Annotated in this window: 18 protein-coding genes and 2 pseudogenes; 4 read left to right on the top strand and 16 right to left on the bottom strand. The window is 45.4% G+C overall.

Annotated features, from left to right (window positions below):
* The 9 genes and pseudogenes from B3N33_RS07310 to B3N33_RS07270 all read right to left on the bottom strand — a co-directional run.
* Positions 1–1,193, bottom strand: a 1,193-nt coding sequence (locus tag B3N33_RS07310; protein ID WP_292592745.1) for a dipeptidase, incomplete at its 3' end; no start/stop codon positions are given.
* A gap of 64 nt (positions 1,194–1,257) precedes the next feature.
* Complete coding sequence (locus B3N33_RS07305) at positions 1,258–2,532, bottom strand: hypothetical protein (RefSeq protein WP_292590297.1); 1,275 nt, start codon at positions 2,530–2,532, stop codon at positions 1,258–1,260.
* A gap of 11 nt (positions 2,533–2,543) precedes the next feature.
* Positions 2,544–3,167, bottom strand: coding sequence for a DUF6305 family protein (locus tag B3N33_RS07300; RefSeq protein WP_292592743.1), 624 nt, complete (start codon positions 3,165–3,167; stop codon positions 2,544–2,546).
* Positions 3,168–3,529: 362 nt separating this feature from the next.
* A pseudogene (locus B3N33_RS07295) lies at positions 3,530–5,016 on the bottom strand (dipeptidase).
* A 183-nt stretch (positions 5,017–5,199) separates the two neighbouring features.
* Complete coding sequence (locus B3N33_RS07290; RefSeq protein WP_292590300.1) at positions 5,200–6,771, bottom strand: dipeptidase; 1,572 nt, start codon at positions 6,769–6,771, stop codon at positions 5,200–5,202.
* 57 nt (positions 6,772–6,828) lie between these two features.
* On the bottom strand, positions 6,829–7,995 hold the full coding sequence (locus B3N33_RS07285) for a succinylglutamate desuccinylase (RefSeq protein WP_292590301.1): 1,167 nt from the start codon (positions 7,993–7,995) through the stop codon (positions 6,829–6,831).
* Between the two features lie 11 nt (positions 7,996–8,006).
* Entirely contained in the window at positions 8,007–8,171 is a 165-nt protein-coding gene (locus tag B3N33_RS07280; RefSeq protein ID WP_292590302.1) for a hypothetical protein, read from the bottom strand.
* Between the two features lie 27 nt (positions 8,172–8,198).
* Positions 8,199–9,491, bottom strand: a complete 1,293-nt coding sequence (locus B3N33_RS07275; protein ID WP_099829774.1) for a C4-dicarboxylate ABC transporter — start codon at positions 9,489–9,491, stop codon at positions 8,199–8,201.
* A gap of 57 nt (positions 9,492–9,548) precedes the next feature.
* Positions 9,549–10,139 carry a DUF6305 family protein gene (locus B3N33_RS07270; protein ID WP_099829773.1) on the bottom strand — a complete coding sequence of 197 codons (591 nt, stop codon included), beginning with the start codon at positions 10,137–10,139 and terminating at the stop codon, positions 9,549–9,551.
* Between the two features lie 415 nt (positions 10,140–10,554).
* On the opposite strand from B3N33_RS07270, the gene B3N33_RS07265 reads away from it, so the two are divergent.
* On the top strand, positions 10,555–10,719 hold the full coding sequence (locus B3N33_RS07265; RefSeq protein WP_214078474.1) for a hypothetical protein: 165 nt from the start codon (positions 10,555–10,557) through the stop codon (positions 10,717–10,719).
* Here the strand turns inward: B3N33_RS07265 and B3N33_RS07260 are convergent, their stop codons facing one another.
* Positions 10,720–11,577 carry a hypothetical protein gene (locus B3N33_RS07260; protein WP_292592741.1) on the bottom strand — a complete coding sequence of 286 codons (858 nt, stop codon included), beginning with the start codon at positions 11,575–11,577 and terminating at the stop codon, positions 10,720–10,722.
* 29 nt (positions 11,578–11,606) lie between these two features.
* On the opposite strand from B3N33_RS07260, the gene B3N33_RS07255 reads away from it, so the two are divergent.
* Complete coding sequence (locus tag B3N33_RS07255) at positions 11,607–12,410, top strand: class I SAM-dependent methyltransferase (protein ID WP_214061039.1); 804 nt, start codon at positions 11,607–11,609, stop codon at positions 12,408–12,410.
* Here B3N33_RS07255 and B3N33_RS07250 read toward each other — a convergent pair.
* The 5 genes and pseudogenes from B3N33_RS07250 to B3N33_RS07230 all read right to left on the bottom strand — a co-directional run.
* Positions 12,402–13,340 (bottom strand): alpha/beta hydrolase family esterase, encoded by a 939-nt coding sequence (locus B3N33_RS07250; protein ID WP_292592739.1) that lies wholly within the window; start codon positions 13,338–13,340, stop codon positions 12,402–12,404. The two genes, B3N33_RS07255 and B3N33_RS07250, sit on opposite strands and share 9 nt — an antisense overlap.
* Before the next feature lie 210 nt (positions 13,341–13,550).
* Positions 13,551–14,132, bottom strand: coding sequence for a hypothetical protein (locus B3N33_RS07245; RefSeq protein ID WP_292592737.1), 582 nt, complete (start codon positions 14,130–14,132; stop codon positions 13,551–13,553).
* Complete coding sequence (locus tag B3N33_RS07240) at positions 14,129–14,305, bottom strand: hypothetical protein (protein WP_292592735.1); 177 nt, start codon at positions 14,303–14,305, stop codon at positions 14,129–14,131. The genes B3N33_RS07245 and B3N33_RS07240 overlap by 4 nt, the downstream gene beginning before the upstream one ends.
* Entirely contained in the window at positions 14,305–14,634 is a 330-nt protein-coding gene (locus B3N33_RS07235; RefSeq protein ID WP_349680350.1) for a patatin-like phospholipase family protein, read from the bottom strand. Before B3N33_RS07235 ends, B3N33_RS07240 begins: the two co-directional genes overlap by 1 nt.
* A 752-nt stretch (positions 14,635–15,386) precedes the next feature.
* Positions 15,387–16,343 (bottom strand): annotated as a pseudogene (locus tag B3N33_RS07230) (FAD-dependent oxidoreductase); the annotation flags it as partial.
* Between the two features lie 732 nt (positions 16,344–17,075).
* Between B3N33_RS07230 and B3N33_RS07225 the strand changes: the two are divergent.
* Positions 17,076–17,465 carry a hypothetical protein gene (locus tag B3N33_RS07225; protein WP_292588260.1) on the top strand — a complete coding sequence of 130 codons (390 nt, stop codon included), beginning with the start codon at positions 17,076–17,078 and terminating at the stop codon, positions 17,463–17,465.
* 2 nt (positions 17,466–17,467) lie between these two features.
* Here B3N33_RS07225 and B3N33_RS07220 read toward each other — a convergent pair whose 3' ends face one another.
* Positions 17,468–18,112 (bottom strand): MgtC/SapB family protein, encoded by a 645-nt coding sequence (locus B3N33_RS07220; protein ID WP_099829768.1) that lies wholly within the window; start codon positions 18,110–18,112, stop codon positions 17,468–17,470.
* 263 nt (positions 18,113–18,375) lie between these two features.
* Here B3N33_RS07220 and B3N33_RS07215 point away from each other — a divergent pair, with 263 nt between their 5' ends.
* A complete protein-coding gene (locus B3N33_RS07215; protein ID WP_214060804.1) occupies positions 18,376–19,095 on the top strand; it encodes a sugar phosphate nucleotidyltransferase in 720 nt (239 codons plus the stop codon).
* Positions 19,096–19,181: the final 86 nt, after the last annotated feature.

Below are 19,181 nucleotides of genomic sequence, written 5' to 3'. Positions count from 1 at the left end.
TCGTGAGGTGCAGCTGCTCCCCACCATACTACTCCACCGACAGGATCAGGAAGCCAGTCTCTAACCTGAGAAACGAAAACGTATTCACATCTGAAGATAGAAAGGGCTCTTTCCCAGCTTCCCTTTACTAGCTTACTGGAACCGGCATAGCGATTAGGATTGCCGAATGGGCCTGCTGCAAGCCCTTCAGTAAGATCGAATTCTGTTCCTTCGTAGTGATCTCTGAAGAGATCAATAACATCTGCAACCGACAGTTTCTTGTCAGGTACGATAGAGAATGGGTAGTCTTTTGTAAAACTGTCTTCTACCCAGGGAGAAAGTCCAAGAGATGGGGAGACTCTGTCGAGAACTCTCCATGTTCTTCTCAGACTGTAGTAAGGATAGGAGTATTCTCCTGTACTAACAGTTGCCATCCAGTCGATAGGGCCTGTGCTGGGATCGTACCAGCCGGCTTCTGTTGCAACATCGATAAGATTCGGCGAGAACATATTGTCAGGGCTTTCAGGATCGAGTTCTCTTATCCTGAACATATTCGATTCTACGAAGACTGTTCCATCTGGAACCTTCTTTGCCGCCCAAAGTGCACTCTTCTTGTCTGGCGATGCACAGATTTCGAAGACCCAGGCTTCGTTTGGGTCTGTTACTGTCAGTGTTTCTCCCCAACCGTAGTAACCGTACTCAACGGCAAGTGCACCCATGAGTTCTATTGCTTCTCGGGCTGTGGTAGTTCTCTCCATTGCAACTCTCGAAAGAGCAGCAACATCGAAAATACAATCTGCACTTGGCTGCGCATAGACCTTCGCAGAACATGTACATTCACCGATTGCCAGCTGATGTTCATTGATTACGCCATAAACTGCATCAAAGTAGCCAAATGTGTGCTCGACCTGATCGATGTAACCCAGAGGCTCTGTTGCCGGAAGGTCTGGATCGTTGTAGGTCGGACCCATATCTGCACCGACATAACGTGGATATGGCTCGATGAAAGGATATACTGCTCTCTTTGCTCCCGCTTCATAATCTGCGGGTGGAACATAGACGTACCTGAAATCACAGAGGCCGCAGTCAGCTGAATGGCTCGTCATTACTGAACCGTCAACAGACGCACCCTTAGTAACGATGATCGTGGTACATGCAAGGCCAATACTGACTATTGCAGCAGCCACAATCAGGACCAATAGGATCTTACGCAAATGAAACCCCTCCCAACTAGATTTTATTGGGGATATACCCCAGTTTAAGGTCGCTAGACCTCATCTATTTCCCTAACGAAATCAACCAGATATCTTTTCCGCCGTTGTTGCTTTCTACGTCTCCGTCAGATGATGTTGAATAACCACAGAAAATATGCTTTTCATCTGAACTGACACCCGAAAGAATTAGATCATCTGCCGATCCACCTACCGATAATGATTCGACAAGCTCACCGTTTTCCTTTATTACAATTATCCACCCATCGTTCATACCTAGAGGATCTTTGACGTCAACGTTCTGTGAAGTTGTGTGACCTGCAACTAGAAAGTGTCCGTTCCCGAATCGCTGAACCACACGCGCAATATCTGTAAAGGTTCCTCCATAATTCTTCGCCCAGATTTCTTGCCCAGCTCTGTCTACTGTTACAACGTAGAAGTCTTTCCCTCCGAGTCCGCTGGAAAACATAGATACTCCAGCATCCTGTTCACCGACAATAATGATTGTGTCCTCAAAAATCATCACATCGTAACCATCTTCGAGATACATACCACCGTAACTCTTATAGGAAGAAAGGACTCCTTCATTATCGATGACCGCAAGTGCAGCCTGTTCGTTAACGTAATTACAGCTAATTCCTACGTCTTTGTAGGCCGTATAGCCTACAGCCAGTATCTCGCCTATGTCAGTAATCGTTAGCTTTCGAGCAAGATCTTCGTTGTTGTTTTCTCCATCTATTGTCCACTGCTTCAGAAGCTCTCCTGTAGAAGCGATCTCAATTATCCAGAAATCTTCTCCCCATACATGTCCTCGAACATCTCCATCTACCGATCTCGTGTAGCCTGCAACGACCACATCTCCCGAGGGCCTCTCAACAACATCGTAAGCATGGTCCTGGCCACTTCCCCCGAATGTCTTCTCCCAGAGTAGTTCACCTTCCGAGGAAAGCTTGATTATCCAGAAATCTCCAAGCTTGTTACTCACGGAAACATCGCCGTCTGATGATTCTGTCATGCCAACAACGATGAAGCCGCCGTCTCTTGTCTCAGCTATCGCTTCTGCAACATCAGAATCACTACCACCGAAAGTTCTAGACCACAACACTTCAAAAGAGCCGTCCATTTTCACTACGAGAAAATCCTCTTCCCCTTTTGAAGCCCCGAGATCTCCGGTAGTCGAAGTTGTATATCCTGCAATCAGAATACTTCCGTCTTTGAGCAAAACCAGATCGTTTGCAACGTCATCGCCTTCTCCTCCGTAGGCAATCGAATACTCAACACTAATCTCTGAAAATGTAAGTACGCTTAACATAATAACGGCTAACAAAAATACTCTCTTCATTAATCCTCCTGTTAGTCACAGCACCTGCCGCCGCCGAAATCCCTTTCAAAGATTGAAACGAGATCTACAACAACTGGCAGCTCCACCAATATAGGGGTATCACTTTTCAGATATGGCAAGTATTGATCAGTGGGGCTCTCGGCTACTATAAGGACATCTAGAAACGGAACGATTGTTCGGACGAACTCTTCCTTTACGGGATCGTCTCCAGTCCCTTCAACATCGATGTCTATTGCTAGAACCTTTCCTCCAGAGCTCTTCACTGAAGAGGCAAGCATCTCAATTCTAATGATATCTTCTGCTGATCCCCGTTCAGCGCCTCCAACAATGACAACAAGAGTACGATATGGAGTTCCGGTAACGTAGAATGGATGGAAAAATTCGTCGGGTAGCTCTCTCCCAATCCTGTATCCAGCACCAGAAGCGAGATCTTCGACTGTCGCAAACCGCGAATAGTCACGAGCAATCTGAAGACTGTCACAAAAATAAATTATATTCTGAAGTTCTATGCTCTCGCCCCAAACTGTCATTAACAGAGGATCTTCAATAACGGGCAAAGGTTCGACTGTCAGAGAGCAAAGAATTGAACCAGCGAAAAGAATCAGCATAACCGTAGCAATTTTCAAAAGTGCCATCCCCAAAATAAATAATAATCAGTCCAAGAACGGAAAACTCATTAAGTTAGGTTGTAAAACTTTCTTATAATCATTATAGCAAAGCCTTATGCCATTTTGCCCGCTTGCTCCAATCGATACACAAGTTTTAAATAGGAGGAAAAAGCTCTAGTTTCTGACTCCATGAGTGAGATTCCCTTTCAAAAAGACTTCCTGGCTCATTAAACACTTGCATCAACTTATTGACATGTCCCACATGGAACCACAGTCGCGGCTTAAGAAGCGAGAAATCGACTTCAAATGAGTCTATAGTCATACGATATCAAGAACGCTTCAAGAAAAGAAGGGCGAAGATTACTCCGCCCTTCGATAGAACAATAGTACTATCTTCTGGTTGTATCTCCATAACCTACAGCTTCGAGCCACCAGGTTGGGTACCCTGCAGTAGAACCATTCACATAACCGTCGTTCAATGTGTAGATCAGTTCATCAGCGAGTTTCCACCATCTATCCACAACTCTATTAGCAAGACCGTTGCTGTAGTTCGTGATGAAATCAATCGCTGCTTCTGGACTGCTCTTGTAAAGTTCGAGCGCAACCTTTTCGATCAGTGGCTGATTCGTGAGGAACTCAGTTTCAAACTTCGTGTATTCCTCTTTGATAATCTCTATTGCGACATTGTATCTCAGATCGGCTAGGTTAGATACGTGGTTGAATGCCCACCATGCAGAGCTTCTGTCGAAGAAATCCCTTGCTCCCTGACTGAATGACTCGGGAACACTGGTAGCGCCAGCGTAGAAGGGAATGTATACAGTTGAATGAGGCGCATCTTCGCCAAACCATACCAGTCCACCGATTTCAGCAGGCATCCAGTTTCTTGCCTGTCCAACGATTACATAAGAACACCTGAACATGGAGATTGCTCTTTCCCAACCATCGTAGTTGACACCTTCCGGCCTCTGATTAGAAGCCGTTGCGTATCTGTTGGGATTTCCGAAAGGTCCTGCAGCGAGTCCAACCGTGAGATCGAATTCTGTTCCTTCATAATGGTCTCTCTTTATCATCATAAGGTCATGAACAGACACTGGCTNNTATCTGGCTTCACAGACAGAGGGTATCTCTCTGCCCAGGGATCAAGCTCAAGTGATGGGGCTAGAAGATCCAGTACTCTCCACTCTCGTCTTGTGTTATAGAATGCATCCTTCGGCCCATAGGCTGCATAGAAGAGGAAAGTCCCTTCTCCGTCCCACAGTCCTAGATCGATAGCGGTTGAGTAGACATTTGGAGAGGCCATGAAGTAGTCGGTGTTCTCAAGATCGATTTCTCCAATCCTCGATCTGTTGGCGTGAACGAGAACATGATCGTCCGGAATTCTCTGTGCAACCCATACCGCTCCGGGTTCTTCGCTCCCAGGAGACCAGAAGGGTCCAGGACCACAGATCTCAAAGAGCCATGCCTCTTCTCCGTCGATAATTGTTAGTCCTTCGCCGCCATCGCCATATCCGTACTTCTCGGCTAGTTCTCCCATTACCTGTATAGCTTCCCTCGCCGTAGTGGCTCTCTGAAGACCGAGAACCTGCAACTGCTCGATTGTCATCCATCCCTGAGAGTTTCTAAGCGCTCTCTCACCACTCCATGTTGTTTCTCCCATTATTACCTGGTTTTCGTTCATGAATGGATATCCTATGTGGAAGTAGGTGTAGGTTACCGGTGCCTGAGGTATTTCTCCCACGTAAGATACAGTCCTTCCGGGAATACCCGCCTGACAGAGACCCTTGTAAATGCTTACGGTCTCGCCCTCTTCATGTACTCCACCGGGAATAATCTGAATTCTGGCATCGTAGCTGCCGTCACAGGTGTGTGTGGTCATCGTTGAACCGTCAACCGATGCATCCTTTCCTACCAGGATAGAGGTGCATGCCATTGCGGTTACGCCAAATCCAACAAAAAGCACTAACAAAACAATAAGTACACGTCGCAATTCTTTCACTCCCCTTTCACAAAATGGGGGTCGGTCATAGACCGACCCGAATTAAAACAAAGAAACTCACACTTAAGGAAGTCTCAATATCAAAGTATCTGCAAGGTCCCAGTACGCTCTCTCAACTTCAATCATTAGAGAGTTCGTGTATGTTGTCAAGAACTCGACAGCCATATCTCTATCGATTTCGTAAAGCTTCAGGGCCGTCTCTTCTATTGCGGGCTGCATATCGTACATTTTCTGCTGTAACGGAATCCTCACCGCGTCGATTCTCGGCATCATGTCTCCGTATCTCTGGTTGGAGAGTCTGTCGACGGTGTAGAATGCCCAGAAAGCTGCGTCTCTGTCGATCTTTGCGATTCCTCTGTTTACTGTCGCCCAGGACTCCGGAACTCTTGTGATACCGGCGTATATCGGAACGACTGTGGCCTTGTGGCCGTTTCCAAGTCCAAACCAAGATACTGCACCGATTTCAGGCGGTAGCCAGCTTCTAGTCTGGTTGATGAAGTAACAGCTGGTACTCTGAACACCTATCAACCTTGGAGTTGATGGGAGACCGAGCAGATTTCTAATGTCTGTTCCCGGCTGAGGCGTTGCTAGAGGGCTAAGAACCCGATTACCGTTTCTATCCGTGTAGAACCATGCCTCTTGGGCAAGCTGGCTACCGGGGGTGTCGTCCATAACATCTCGATAAAGCTCGATAATGTCGTAAACCGAAACCAATCGATCCGGCCTGAAGGAGAATGGGTACTGAGAAGTGTCCCCACCGTACTCCCAGTTTCCAGATGGCTGGAACATTGAGAACACTCTCCATAACCTCGGGTTCCACGTACCAATTGTACCAATTACTTTCTTCCATATGAATGGTCCTTCCTGGCCTTCCTGCCAGAGACCGAGTTCGATTGTGCTCTGAAGATAGTTTTCGCAAATCATGAAGTCGTCTGCGGAAACTCCGGGAGGAAGATTCGTCTCGAGATCGATCTCGCCAATAATACTCGCATTTCCATTTACCATCATGTGGTCGTCAGGAACCCGTTGTGCCGCCCATATCGCTCCGGGGCCGTCACCCGGCTTCCAAAGCGGTCCTACTCCGTAGATCTCAAACCACCAAACTTCCTCGCCGTCAGCAATTGTAAGACCCTCGCCGCGGGAGCAAGATTCTCTGTAACCGTATTCGACTGCCAGAGAACCCATAAGCTCGATAGCCTCTCTTGCTGTCGTACATCTCTGAAGAGCGAAGGCCTGAAGCTGCTCAATTGTCATGATGGCGTCAGCGCTGTTTGCTGTCTCCCTTGCTCCACCTTGTGTTGTCTCGCCCATCAGCAAACCCTTTTCGTTGGAGAACGGATAAGAAGTCTGGATCCATGAATACGTATGTTCCACCTGGGGTATCTCACCCAGCTGAACCAACGGTCTTCTGTCAGCATAGACTATCCATTCCCAGACGGGCGTCATGCTTCCCGGTTCGTGATCCGCAGCCGGGTGTATAATCAGTCGGGAATCATACGATCCGTCAACAGACTGAGCGGATATTGCTGATCCGTCAACAGTCGCGAGTTTGCCAACTCCGATGTCAGTACAGGCAATCAAACCGGTGTAGAAAAACACAATCGCAATAACAAATAACACAAGTACCTTTTTCACCTAAAAACCCCTCCCTTTTGAGGAAAAAAGCTCAGAATAATTCAATATTCTTACCGGTCATTCATAGTAAATCTTACTTGCACTTGCTTTAGATGGATCCTGGAAATAGAAGCCGGTACCGTTACTAACTACCTCGTCGTATCTCGGAACTCCTCCAACAAGTACCTCCTTTCCTGGATTGAAATCGCTCCATAGCTCGAGAACCATGAGAGTCGTGGAGCAGTGTCTGCCGACTCTCACATCGATTGGCCAACCTTTCTCGTCTATCTTCTCGTAAAGCAGACCGTACTTTCCGGCTGTCATAACAAATTCATCCTTACCTGTTAACAGAAGCGCCTCATCCGTGATTCCCCTAACCCTGTCCAGGAAAGGCTCGGGAGTCTCGAACAGAAGAGATATCGCGTCCGAATGATCCCCCACTTCTCTATGAGAGAGTCCGTGAAGGCTAGGAGGAGAGAACTCCATCCCGATCCTGAATTCCGAAGAAGTGAGAATCATGGAAGCCAGCCCCGCTATGTCTGCGGCCTTCTGATGAGCAACTATTGTGCTTATGACAGGGTACTCAAGCTCGGCCTCATGTAAGTCGATGAAAACGTCAACTCCTTCTTCCCTTATAAGATTCATGAAAGCGTAGTTAGTCTGTTCTGTGATCATTCCGTTCTCCCTGCCTGGCCATGTTCTGTTGAAGTTACGAATGTCCATGTAGGCAAGAAGCTGACCACTTGGATAGTGGACGTAGGTCTCGGGATCCGGCCACGAATCGAGAGGGCTTGTCCATCTGTCTCCCATTCGGTATTTGCTCTCTCCCCAGGGTGTCTCAATGGTATAGTACATGGGATAAGCGTCCCCCGGTCTGGTAACTCGCGACGCACTCTGGTTTGCAGTTATGGCTACGATCAGCCTTCCCTTGCTTGGTATGGCGTTCTCGACGAATATCTGAGCTGCCAGATTTGTCGCTGGTTCCTCTGGATGAGATCTACCAATCACCAGTGCCGTTCCCCCGGGTACACCACTATCGATTATGTAGATATTGGTGTCGTTTATGGTGCCTTTCAAGGGCGCAAAATAGTCACCAAGAGTCTTCACATTGGTTACCCCCGGTCCAATTACAACTGGCTCCTGGAAGTTTCTGTGGTTGTAGAACTCGATCCCCGCAATAATAAGGGCAATCCCGACCAATGCAGTTGAAACTATTTTGACAATCATCAGGTTTCTGTCAGTCATACCAGCACCCCCTACTTGATTCTCAGGATTCGCAGGATGAATGGCATTAACATGACAGAAAAGAGGATTGCCTCCTGAAAACTCTTGGTCTTGATCAGGTTTCTAGCTATAACGAAAACTACAAAAGCGATTATCAAGTAGTAACAGACACTGATTATTGTATAAAGAACAGCCATTAACAACACTTCCTTTCGGCCATGACATCACCCGCCAACCAAGAAGGAAAGTTCATTACTGAAGATCAAGAACAGTGTAGTGATCAGCAGAATAAACCCCATTGGAACAAGCGAAGTCTTCAAGAAATCCTTATAGTAGTGACCCTTGAACTTGAGCTCCATAACCGTTGCCCTTCCAACAACTGCAGTAGGCGGAAGAATATCTCCCACTGGCCACATTACTGCCATTGCAGAAAGAGCGATTATTGCGTCCATACCTTTCATGTTGAACAAAAGTATAAGGGGAACTCCGAGAAGCGGTGCAACCGCGTATTGGAGCAACCCTTCAGAAACAGGCAATATTAGCCAGAGTGCAGCAAACAGAACCCACATAGGCAGTGTCACTACGGCCAGAGAGATCAACCCTCTTGCGCCACTCAAAGCCATTATCTGTATCAAAATACCCACAACTATCATGATTCCTACAAGAGGGATCAAAGTGTTTATAGTGTTTGTCGCTATTTTCAGAATCTCCAACTTCTTGGGACTGAGGAGAATCGCAAATACAGATGCTACAACGAACATGAAAGGCAACCCCAGCGTAGGAATTGAGTGGGGCCATATCCGTCCCGCCATGATCAAGAATATTAGGACCACGAAGGGAATTCCTACCCTTATCCAGTTCATCTTCGCAGGCGGTTCAGGCAGCTCCTTCAAAGCTTCTCCTAACTCTACAGGCTTGCCCTTTCCTCCCAAGAAGAACATCGCAAACAGAGACCCCGCAAGCGACAGGACAAGGAGCGGAATGAAGAAGCCTACATAAGGCATGTTAGAACCTGCGGCTGCCATCATCGCCCAGAGGTTAACAGGAGGTGCGGCGGCACTCATTGCAGCACAAACGAAAATTATCGCTGCTACTCGTTTCTCAGATATTCCCATGTAGGTGAGAACTGTCCCAACCAGCGTACCGACCGTGAGCACTGTGGTAGCACCAGAACCAGTCAAAGCACCGGGAATTAACAGGAGAAGAGTCAGGAAGAAAAGGCAGAGCGCTCTGCTCTTGTGGAAGGCAGTAACTATACGCCTTACCAGAAAGGCGACTCCCCCGGACTCCTTTATCAGATTCATGAAGAAAGTAGCAGTGATAAAGATCAAACAGACATCAAGATAAGTGAAAGAGCCTTCAACCAGATGACGAACGGGAATAGCTCCACCAGAATGTACAATGGCCGCTGCGATTGCAGCAACTAACATCGAGAGTTCAACACTAAGTTTAAGTGCCTTTGCAATCCCGAAAGAGACGGCAATTACGGCAAGTATTAGACCAGCGTGGAAGTACACCAGGACACTCCCCCTTCAGAACCGACCATGAGGTCGATTGCAAAATGATTCATTGTTTCACTCCGACTCAAACAGCTCTTTTAGAGCGGGACCGATGTCCAACGATTCCTTCACCTTGATCAGAGGTATTCCATTCTTTTCAGAGTAGTTCGTGAAGAAACCATCTGAATCGCTGTCAGCGATGACAAGAATCAAATCGGATTTTGGAATGACTGTGTTTATCGACCTTTCGTCAGTAGAATCTACACGGCGCGCCATCCCCTCAATGTGTGCACCAATAATTGTCATTCCGAGTTCTTTAGCCTTAGAAATAAGAGCTTCAACCCTTTTAACCTCGAAATTCATATCAATACCGGCGGCTCCCATTCCTTTGAGGCTCGTTCCTGTGGTTATAACCAATGTCTTTGGAGCATTTTCTCCTGCCGCCATCTCGGAAAGCTGTTCGGCAGTCAAGAGATCCTCCTGAACACAGGCGATCTGGCTTCTTGTACACACCAGTCTGAACATCAAAGCACCTGGGCTCTGCCCCATAGTGGTTACAACCATCGGTGGCTGAACGACCGGCATCTCAGTCTCCACTGAGAAAAGGGCAGAGCACGGCAAAACTAAAATCAGCATTACTAGAAATCCCAGGATAATCTTTCTCACAAAAAACACCCTCCTTTTAAAGCTATTGAACTAATATACAGACTANNGACTACCCATTCTGGCAAATAATAGACCCAAAACGGTACTCTTGAAGGCTGCCGAAGAATATAGAAACAAACAATAAAATAAGTACGTAATCCTTATCGTTTACAAACTTATTCTACCATCTCTTCAATCTCTGACAAACCATGATCTGTCAAGATGATCTCCAATGTAGCGCAACTACGTTCGATTATCACTTCATAGTTAATTGATGTGTGATAAGCCAATCGGCAAATGCATTCTTGTTTAATTCTCTGCTTTCATTAGCTTTCGATCCAGTTAATTACCCGCATTGTTATGTTTATGGAAATTCTGCAGACTCATCTCATGCGTGCTACCATGGAAACCGAAAATCTCTTTCGGGAGGGTTTTGATGAAGAGCTGGAGGGTCTGGGAAGGTTACGAATACATCATGTTGAAACCAGGCGAATTGAAGGACATAAGAGATGCCATAAGATATTATGACCCGAAAGGAAAACTTGTCGCGGTACAGGTACTACGAAAAACAAGCGAACTGGGGCAGATGAAGATTACATAATCATCCTTTAATACAGGTTCCCATATTCATATCCTGAACAATTATCAGTCCCATAGAATACATAACCAGGCATAAAACGAAATACAGCCCAATAGGGATTAGTACTCTCAAGACTCTATTCGAGGTTCTGGAATTCAGTTTTTCTACTAAGAAATTGACTGAGAGAATTATAGCCAAAACAAGAGTGTACTCGACTCCAAATAAGAAGAACGGTAAATCGTTTATCTGGTTAACACTGAAATAGGCTTGACCAACTTTCTCCCAGAAAGGCCATGGTGTGAACATCAAATGGCTGATAAGATAGACCGCCCACGTGCCAAACACAATCGGCAAACTCTTTGAGGTCTTCAGATAGTATTTCGAAAAGAGATAGGCGCCTATAACTATTCCCGAAAGATGCACAACGTCATAAACTATCTGGAGCATGTATGCATGGTCAGAAAGATCGAGAGTTGAGAGTGCCGCAACAAGAGAGATTCCCATTGTCGCCATTGCCCCCTGTTTTGCCCACTCCCACCCAAACAACAGAGCCAACCAACCAATCAAGAATACTAGATAACATAGATAGATCAGATTATGTAGGTTGTTCGTCGAAAAATAAGTAATCCCGCCGTCAGAAGTGTGCTCGTATTTCATATCAAGAAGATCGAGATCGAAATGCTGGTTTGGTCCACTGTAACCGCAATCTCGCCACTCGTAAAGCCACCCATCCCAAGTTAAGTAGAAGATAAGAATTAGAATCCACAAAACCATGAAAAAAATACCGAGCCTTCTCTCAAATATGTTTTGGTTTAGCTTCATAATAACTCCCGCCGACAAGACTAAAGATAATCCCGATTTTATCATGATAGAATGCATAATAGAATTCATCCATTGGAGTGGTTTTCTTGTCTCTTGACTGGATAGATGTGACAGACATTGACATCAAGATTCTTCTGTTGTTGGAAAAGCACAATATCTCTCATCTTGAAAGAACCCATTCAGATCAAAGATCGCTTGCAGTGGTTCTGAAGGCCAATCCAGAAATTCTATGGTATTTCATGATGATTCTGCCTGAGAGGGCTGAGACATTCAAGAGATTGGTAGAAAACGTCTCGGAAGATCTTTCTCGAGAAGAGATAAGAAATGCAGAATTGGAGTTGCTGAAGAATGTGAATGACTGGATAGTGTACGCCATTGATCCATCGGTGTACGACTCTCTCGAATTCACAAAGTGGGATAACAGATTACTAACTGACTTAGTTAACTTTAGAGGCAAGAAAGTCGTCGATTTGGGTGCGGGTAGCGGCAGGCTGTCATCCGTTGCGGCGAGCGAGGGCGCATCAGTCGTTTATGCCGTTGAGCCAATGAGAACTCTGAGGGAGTACCTGAAGACAAGGGCAAGAGCGAAAGGATTAAGTGACTTCTATGTTGTGGATGGCTTAATAGAGGATATTCCCTTTGAGAGAGATTTCGCAGATGTTGTTATTTCCGGTCATGTCTTTGGTGACTTCATGGAAAAGGAATTCAGTGAAATGTATAGGGTAACAAAACCGGAGGGCGAAATCGTTCTGTTTCCGGGTAATAGAGATTCAGACGATCGTATTCACTCTTTTCTTCTCGAGAAGGGATTTGAATGGGGCAGATTCAAAGAACCTGGTGCGGGCCTTGTGAGATGGTACCTATTTAAGGTGAACAAGATATTACCTTAAGGATTTGTCTCTGAAAAACTCCCAGATCATTTCGCTGGCTTTTATTGTGGCCTCAGACGAGCTGTTGAGAGCATCTAGTCCTTTTTCTCTCCCCGGCCAGGTGTGATCACCGTCAGTTATCATATAGAAATGGACAAGACTCCTCTCGTCTTTCCCGGTGTATTCTTTCAGTATGACCAGTCCATTTTCATGCTGTGTCTCCTGTACGGTACTTGCTCCCATCTTGGCTGCCCAGAATTCCACAGATTCTTCTACCGGGGGAAAATACATTCCGTTGGCTTCGGAGCTGCTCGAAAAACCTCCCTCAAAGGGTATTATTGGGTCTTTCATCCCATGGAACACTATCAGCGGAACTCCCCTATCCGGAGGATCTATCATAACTATGGCATTTTCATCGGTTCCACCTGCCGGAGAAGAAGAGACAATTGCACATGCCGCAAACAGCTCTGGATAGCGTGACATAAGCCTATAGACAATCATTCCTCCATTGGAAAGACCGACAAGATAGACTCTGGTCTCGTCAACGGGATAACTGTTAATTATTTCGACAATAAGCTCGTAAATGTATGAAACATCATCAACTTTGTTCTCCATAGCATATCCACAACAGAAACCTGAGTTCCAGCTCAAGAAAACGCTGTTCAAAGGGCCTGTTCCCTCAGGATAGACTGAAATGAAACCCTCTTTATCAGCAACTTCCGTTATTCCGTAAGTGTTCTTTGTGTAATTGCCATTGCCAAAGAGGCCATGAAAGACAAGAACTACCGGCAACTTCTCATCTTTGATTTCCGGAGGTAGATGAATTATGGTTTGTCTCGTTCTGCCGTCATGCTCTATCGTCATAACCTCATCTACTCCCTTTTTCGTGCCACTGACGAGGGAGAATCCCATGGCCAGAAGAGTGCCGATTATCACCATTGTCTTGAACACTTAGCTACCCCCCGTTCACCTTTTAATTACAACAGTTGATAACATTTCAATACTAACATTTGTTAAGCCAGAACAATTCCTCAGTCTCTCCAGAAAATCAAACACGTTGTCTGAACAAATCCTCTTCATAACTCTTACTAAACGGCATTCAAAAAGCGAAAGCCTCTCCCTTGCGTAATTTGTCGAGCGAATTTCCATAGCCTGAAACAGTTAGTTCGAAGCTGTATTAAGCATGCCGAAAGATGGATCTCTGAGGTTAAGAAGGACTATGTCTCCGTCCGATAGAAATGATACGGGAATCTGACTAAAAAATGTAGTGGTGACGTATCTACCCATAAAAGTCGGAAAGAGACCGAGGATAGAGATGCACGAAGCCGCAACTTTCCCTGCCGCCCCTGAAACAAGCTTGAGCGAGCGTTCTTTGAGATCAAAAACCTCAGAACTGGCATCTGTACTTCCTGATACCCCTTTCAGAAAGAAATCCCTAACATCGCTTTCGAAGACGTAATTCTGTCTGGACCAGATCCGGCAGTGACGAATCTTCTGTAACTTATCCCGCAGCCCTACTGGTGAAGAGATTGTCGAACCCTCCATTACTTTCAGAGTGCCGAAGAGACTCTTCACAAACTCATTTAAGCGGCTAATCGCCTCACCCTCTCTCAGCGCTTCTGCAGTCACCGTATAATATCCTGTCAGTCCATTCAGTATTATGTTACCCTTGCCGGCGAGATCATTTATGTGCTCCAAAGCAGCAAGGCCTTGAAAACCGTATCCCCCGACATGCATCTTCAAAGCGTCACTCCGTTCAAGTCACATCCGAGCGTTTCTTCATACGGTTCATTCATGACATCAATAAAGGATGAAAAACCCATCATATTGATATTCCTGGTCATAACGGGAGAGATCAAAACATCTGCAGCAGCTATTTCTCTCTGCAAAATCAAATCGGCTCTGTATTCATCCATCACTCCCAATATTGAATTCGAAGTATTGAAGTAACCCTATTCGATGAAGAAAGATCTACGGCAACTAAGAAAGTACTATTCGCCTCTCTTGCGACGCTTACAAAAAGATTGTTCGGGATACCGCCATCGGCAAGTGTTAGGTCTCCTTTCTTTTCAGGTTTGAATAATCCTGGAATAGCCATTGATACTCTAAGAGCTTCATAGATACTCCCTTCATTTTGGACGAGAAGTTCAGCTGAACAGATAGCTGTAGATGTGCACACAAAAGGAATCTTTGTATTGGAGAATCTATACCTATTTGAGTGTTTCCTAATGGTTCTAGAATACACTCCAGAGGGAAGCGCTGCTCCGAAAACATACAAGAATAAACAAGCATCACACTGAAGATCGGTTCCTCTCTCTCATTTACTGTTGATTCCATCAATGATAGTTATTTGACATCCTTTCTGAAGATTCTCGAAGAAACCTCCCAGAGGCTATTTGAATCAGCCAATATTGCATATCCCGCCCCGACTAGAGCATCAATCCTTACTCCAACTATGAGGTCGGGAATGAAACCCTTCTCTTCAAGCGCACGAATAACCCCAACGGAGCTGCACCTTTTGCTCCTCCACCTCCCAGAACCAATGCTCTTTTCATTTCGACACCTCTAAGTAAAAACCACCTATGAAACACCGTTTCATTGTTCATATATTGTTGGCCGTACGCAACTTCCAGAATTGTTCCAGCTCAGTCAGAATCTCATAAGCGCCGCTACAAAGTAGATTACGGGCGCACGAATCTCTACTCACTCCTCCTTTTGCCAGGGTTTTAAGTTCACGGGGAGAAGCTCTTTCTATCAATACCGCCGTCCCATCTTCGAAAATCCAGCGCTGTCGATTCCCTTCAAAAACTGACTGCATACCCGTATCCGGCGCAACAATGACCCAATTCTTGCCACTATCTATTCCAGTACCAAATCTGCCAATCGCTTAAAATGAGCCTCCCTGAACCAAAACAGGCGCACCTGACCTCATTTGCTTATCTTCAGAAGGGCCGCCAGAGAGTATAGCGGTTTTTTCTCGGTTATCCTGTCAAGTTCTCAGATAATTTCATCTCTCGAGATTTCTCTTATGGGTATGCCGCTTTCCAAAGAAATCGCAGAGGCTACACCAATTACCTGTTGTCCCATGCCTGCTGACGTCGGCATTATTCTACCGGCGCTTTGCCCTTCAAAATCACTTGAGAAACATCTGCCTGCCATATTTAGATTGTCTAAGTCGCTGCTGATGAGTGTTCCTAAAGGTATCTCATAATAGTCAGAATATGAAGGTACTCTGCCTTTGACTTCCGGAGTAATCTTCTGAGTTTCAGGGGAATGGACATCTATTCCATATGTTGCTTTGGCGACACCGTCATAGAACTTTTTATGCAATCTAAAGTCTTCTCCAGTGAAGACATAAAATCCCCTCACTCTTCTGCTCTCTCGAATTCCAATATCGCCTGCAATCTTCTCAATTCTTGACTTTTCAAATCCCCGAACGTACTTCCTAGAAAAGGCTACAAGTTGGTCGATCTGCTCAGAACATTCGAAGACCGATTTGCTCAGTTCGAAAAGATTGACAGGATCTTTACCGAACGAGTGAGTTGTGTTGACGGATACTCTGTCTTCCCCGGGAAGTTCAATGAAGAAAAAGTAGTCGTGAAGATTGTTAAGTCCACTCTTTCTAGCCTTTTCGATCTCTTCAAAGTAGCCCGCAACTGAAAGAGGCTTCGAATCTGGTGTCACCCATTTGAAGAAGTTGCTTCTTCTACGACTGACGTCCTCCCTAATTCTCTCGAAGTTGATGTTACTCATAGTAAACATAAGTGTTGACGCCTGATTTGCCCCATCAGTATCACCGGAGAAGAGCGTAGCTCCTGCCATTTGACCTAGTGAGGCGTCAACCGTAGAATCAAGAAACATCTTTGCTATTGCAGTGAACTCCGCACCTGAAGAGGAAATGAAACTAACTTCTTCAACTGTCCGCTCGGAAGAGGAAACTCTTGTCGGAAGTGAATGAAGTACAAGTCAAACTCCAGCCTTTCTCAGCTTTTCCAGAAAGATGATCTTCAGAATCTCTGAATTGAAGGCGTTTCTAAGGATTCCCCCACGCTCACGCNNAACGACGATTCTCCGATACCAGAATGAGGACCAAATGATTTTGCTGTTCTTTAGTAACGTCTTCCAATCTTCATAGCTTTGTCCCGTTCGCATTCAATTACTCAACGCAGAACCTATTGACGAGTCTCTTATTTCCAATTCCGACTCCAAGAGTCTCCACATTGCTTTCTCTTGATCTTCCTTCTCTTTAGTAGAGACCGTCTTGAACCTCTTCATATTAACATCAGCGGCAGCTAGATGCTTTCTGAAAGGAGAACCCAAAACTCTAACAATTCTCTTTATCTTTTCTCAAGACTTGCACGCAAATTGAGGTATCTTTCTTGACGGGTCCCTCGACCATTCAAAGTGATTAGAACCAACACAGGTCTTGGCTTTCTTTGATCTGGGAGAGAGACGTATAATTATCTGGTCTCAATCATTCTTTCTCTAATTCTCACTTCAGTTTCTGCCAAATTCTACGGGGGGCGATTCTAGAAACGTGTTGTGACGCTAGCACTTGTATTGACGACACTTCTTGTGTTCTCTGGATGTTACGTGGTTTTGAAATGTGTTGACTTTGGGGGATTCACTGTTCGAGCATAATATCATAATGATGACGTCTTTTCTGAACTGACAACACGGATGGTTATGAAACCCTTCTTCTGGTTCAATGGAACTCCCACTCCAAACGGAGTAATGACCGTTACAAATGCAGGTATGGCGGGACACTCGGGAAAGGATATCAAAAAGGATATGAATATGAACAACGTCACGATCTCCTTCAAGTTCCCTGTCAATCCAACCGGCCTTATTCTCTACTATGGAGAGTACGGTGGAAACATAAATGTGGAAATAAACGGGGTTCTCGAAAATGTACAGGACTTCTCAGACATCGAAGGAAAAGTAATAGGCGGAGTGAATGTAACTCTGACAAGCGTAAGCGGCCCCAAGGGAGTACTGAATCTTCAGGGAATGATCACATCTTTTTCGATAGGAGGTCAGGAACTCCGGATAGACCACATTTGTCCGAGAAAATAGAGTTATCGAAGCTCCACACTTCTGATGCCCCTTAATCTCGACAAACCAACCATAAGATTCTTGATTTTTATAGCATCGCTTTTGCTTATCTCAATTAGCAATGTGAGGTTTTCTTCATCGTCTTCAACTTCCATAGATTCTACTGTCAATCCATTGTCCTTGAACCATTCTGAGATTCTTCTGGACATTTCCTCAGTATTACTCGCAACTATTAGGATTCTCGGCAGATTTCTTCCGCCGGTGAAAAGCTCTATCCTCTTCAGAAAAAGCACGATCATTATTGCGAATACGGTTACTACGGTGGACAATAGATATTCACCGCTTCCGAATCCCATGCCAACCGCTGCAGTTACCCAAAGCGTTGCTGCCGTTGTAAGACCCTTGACCGAAAAACCCTTTTTCAGGATCGTTCCCGCTCCCAGAAATCCTATCCCAGAGACAATTTGTGCCGCAACTCGGCCAGGGTCACCGTGTTCTGCGGTTACAAATACTGTTGTAGAAAGCACCGTAATGAAAGCAGCACCAACACAGATGAGAGAGTGTGTCCTGAGTCCTGCCGGCTTGTATATTCTCTCTCTTGTCACTCCTATCATCGCTCCTGCAACAAGAGCACAGAATAGCCTCAAACACAGATCCAAATATTCCAATTTTCAACCCTCCCTTAAGTTACGATTATAACCTTTCCCTCCGATAAGTAAACACAAGAGCACAGCATTTCTACACCAATCGACCAATCGACATTGTTTCGACTTCTCGTATGATCTCTTCCATCAGGCTAAAACGCTAGATCATATCTGCGTTTTCATGAGTTACCAAAGTCGGAATGTGATTCTTCCTTGAGGGCCACTTTCCAAGAGTAATTCTCTCTTCACTTCCAAAATGCTATTATTGGTTGGAAGGAGTGATAGATGTGCTGATTCCCGTAATTCTCGCAGCCGGAAAGGGCAGAAGACTGAAGTCGGAAGTTCCTAAGCCCCTGGTCAAAGTGAAAGGCAAGCCGATGATCGTTCACATCCTAAGAAAGGTTTCTTCAGTATGCGATAGCGTCAATTCAATAGTAGTAATAAATCCGGACTTCGAAAGCGATTTTCGGAATGTGCTCGATAGCAATACCATACTTGCATATCAAGATTCGCCGAAGGGAACTGCAGATGCGCTGAAAAGAGCACTTCACTTGGTCCCGGAAGGTTCTGAGATTCTGGTGATGTATTCTGATCTCATTCTGATCACGGAAGATTCCCTTAAGGCCCTTGCTGAACTCCATAAGAGTAATTGCTGTGATATAACATTTCTTTCCGGAGTAACCGAAACCAAATTTCCATATGCTCTTGTTGAGCGTGACGAATACGGTAAGGTAATCTCCTTCAAGGAAAAAAAGATTCCTGACTTCCCGCCTCCCTGGGAGTTCTACATTGGACCAATAATTCTGAGAAAAGATGTGGTCGAAGAATATATCGACAATCTGATACCAAATAAGGATACCGGAGAAATTTACATTTCCGATATTGTGTCTCTATCGTTGATTGAACATAAGTCTGTATGCGGCTTTGTAACCGAGAATCAAGAGGAATTCTTGGGGGTTAACACTCCTGAGGATCTTGAAATTGCAGAAAAACTTCTCTCCGACTGAACCTTTTTCTCAAGGGTGAAGTCTCATTACCAGAGACCAGAGAAACCACAGGCACAACCCCTTTAAAATGTAAGGCAAACGAAGGC

This window comes from Mesotoga sp. UBA5825 (genome assembly GCF_002432955.1).
Taxonomy (GTDB): Bacteria; Thermotogota; Thermotogae; order Petrotogales; family Kosmotogaceae; genus Mesotoga.
The sequence above is the reverse complement of the archived record's forward strand: the minus strand, read 5'-3'. Positions and strand labels throughout refer to the sequence as shown.

Coding starts and splice junctions, on each gene's coding strand:
- B3N33_RS07305 (WP_292590297.1), bottom strand. CDS start 2,532: ATGAAGAGAGTATTTTTGTTAGCCGTTATTATGTTAAGCGTACTTACA.
- B3N33_RS07300 (WP_292592743.1), bottom strand. CDS start 3,167: ATGGCACTTTTGAAAATTGCTACGGTTATGCTGATTCTTTTCGCTGGT.
- B3N33_RS07285 (WP_292590301.1), bottom strand. CDS start 7,995: ATGACTGACAGAAACCTGATGATTGTCAAAATAGTTTCAACTGCATTG.
- B3N33_RS07280 (WP_292590302.1), bottom strand. CDS start 8,171: ATGGCTGTTCTTTATACAATAATCAGTGTCTGTTACTACTTGATAATC.
- B3N33_RS07265 (WP_214078474.1), top strand. CDS start 10,555: ATGAAGAGCTGGAGGGTCTGGGAAGGTTACGAATACATCATGTTGAAA.
- B3N33_RS07260 (WP_292592741.1), bottom strand. CDS start 11,577: ATGCATTCTATCATGATAAAATCGGGATTATCTTTAGTCTTGTCGGCG.
- B3N33_RS07240 (WP_292592735.1), bottom strand. CDS start 14,305: ATGGATGAATACAGAGCCGATTTGATTTTGCAGAGAGAAATAGCTGCT.
- B3N33_RS07225 (WP_292588260.1), top strand. CDS start 17,076: ATGAAACCCTTCTTCTGGTTCAATGGAACTCCCACTCCAAACGGAGTA.